General features: G+C 60.8%; 2 protein-coding genes. Both read right to left on the bottom strand.

The features are described 5' to 3' along the window. Positions 1-51: 51 nt before the first annotated feature. Entirely contained in the window at positions 52-1,260 is a 1,209-nt protein-coding gene (locus EN879_RS33255; protein ID WP_063169402.1) for a beta-ketoacyl-[acyl-carrier-protein] synthase family protein, read from the bottom strand. Then, positions 1,261-1,542 (bottom strand): acyl carrier protein, encoded by a 282-nt coding sequence (locus EN879_RS33260; RefSeq protein WP_029356603.1) that lies wholly within the window; start codon positions 1,540-1,542, stop codon positions 1,261-1,263. Between the last annotated feature and the right edge of the window lie 560 nt (positions 1,543-2,102).

Below are 2,102 nucleotides of genomic sequence, written 5' to 3' on the forward strand. Positions count from 1 at the left end.
CAAGCAGCTAGATACGACAGGTGACCTCGAATGAGGCGTCTTGCATGGCTTCTACACCTGCCTGAATGCCAGAACTGCGTTCGTACCGCCCATGGCGAAGGCGTTGCTCATGGCGACGCGCACCTTGCGCTCGCGCGGCACATTGGGTGTGATGTCGAGGTCGCAAGCGGGATCTGGCTCGCGATAGTTGGCGGTCGGCGGCACGACGTCCTCTTGGATTGCCATCACGCAGGCGATCATTTCAAGCGCGCTCGCTGCGCCGAGGCAATGCGCGTGCGTGGACTTGGTGGAAGAGATGGACATCGAATAAGCGTGGTTTCCAAACACACGCTTGATCGCCGCCGTTTCAGTCTGATCATTGCTCTTGGTACCGGTGCCGTGCGCGTTGAGATAGTCGACGTCCTCGGCATTCAGCCCGGCATCGGCAAGGCAGGCGCGCATCGCCGACGCTGGCCCCTCGACAGATGGCGCGGCAATGTGGAAGGCATCGGCGGAAAGGCCGACGCCGGCGATCTCGGCAAGAATTGTGGCACCACGCCTCGTGGCATGCTCGTAGCTTTCCAGCACGGCCATGCCCGCACCCTCGCCCAGCACCAGGCCCTTCCTATCGGCGGAGAAGGGCCGGCAGGTATCGGGTGAAAGCACGCGCATTGCTTCCCATGCTTTCAGCACGCCCCATGCGAAGGGTGCGTCGCTGCCTCCGGAAACCATTACGTCGGCCCGGCCCAGCTTGATCTGGTCCACCGCCGAGGCGATCGCATGGTTGGCCGAGGCACATGCGGAGGTCACCCCGAAGACCGGCCCGCGCAAGCCGAGGCTCAAGCTAAGATGGACGGAAGCGGCGCTGGGCATCACCTTTACTCCAGTGAAGAGTTCAGCACGGATTGCGCTACCCAAAAGCAGTGAGCGGTAAGTTTGTTCTGTTGCGTACGAACCGGTAAATCCGACGCCCACTGTCGCGCCGAAGCGATGGGCATTCCCCTCGTCGCAGGAAAGTCCGGCCTGCCGCATGGCTTCGCGCGCTGCAAGCACGGCGAGCAAGCTGAAGCGGTCCATGGAGATGAGATGCCCCCGGTTGATGTCGTGCTGGGGCAGCGCCTTGATCTCAGCGCCGGTCATGCCCTCCAGGTCATGAAGCTCGGAATTGGCGATCGGGCCGATGGCGGAGCGGCCTTCGCGCATCTCTTTCCACATAGAGGCGGCCTCGGTGCCCAGTCCGCACAGGCCGCCCACTCCGGTGATAACGACGCGCCTGTCCATTCAAGCCTCCTTCGCAAGCAAGCCGCGGACGGCTTCCACGACGTCGCCGACATTCTTGAGATTGGACCAGGCATCGGCCGTGTTCATGTCGATCTTGATGCCGTAGGCCTGCTCCACATCCCAGAGGACGTCCGCCAAACCCAGCGAATCGAACCCGAGCGCGTCCAGTTCCGTGGCGATTGTTATCTCGCCGACGAATGACGCAGGCATTCCCTCACCGCTCTCCGACTCGGCGCGTTTCTTGATCAGGGCAATGACGTCCGTTGCGAATTGATCGGCCATTCTGTTTCCTGTCTTTCTTTCCCGCGTTTCGACCTGGACGCGGCTCAGTTCCTGAGGCGCGCCGCGTCGCGAAAGCCATCACGCTTGGGCAACTGACAAAACCCAATGCTCATAAAGCCGGATCAGGTCCGGCCGGTGTGTGGCGTAGGTGCAGTATGACGATGTGAGCCGCTACACGTGCGCGTCTCCCGGTCTGTCCATAGGCTCGGAAGAAGTCGGACAGTTTGACATGGCCGGTCAGTTGCAACTCCCTTTCCCAGCACTCCACTGCCCGGTAGAGCGCATGAAAAATCTCCTTTCGGGCGGTTTCTTAAGACGCTCGCCACGCCATGAGGCAGTGGGGGCATCGGTGTCCATCAGGTGCTTCTGCCCATGCAGGATTCCAGAACATTGATGAAATCGTTTGTTTCGATGAAAGGCATCCACACTTTGGATGGTTGACCACGCTTTTCAAAGATCGTGAACTACATCTCCTCGTTGTGCTCGACGCACTCCGGACAAGTAACCTCATGGGCGCGGCATGCAGGATTAACCGAGCCCAGCCGGTCATGAGTGCGGCC

The organism is Mesorhizobium sp. M7A.F.Ca.AU.002.02.1.1, assembly GCF_003998535.1.
Taxonomy (GTDB): domain Bacteria; phylum Pseudomonadota; class Alphaproteobacteria; order Rhizobiales; family Rhizobiaceae; genus Mesorhizobium; species Mesorhizobium ciceri.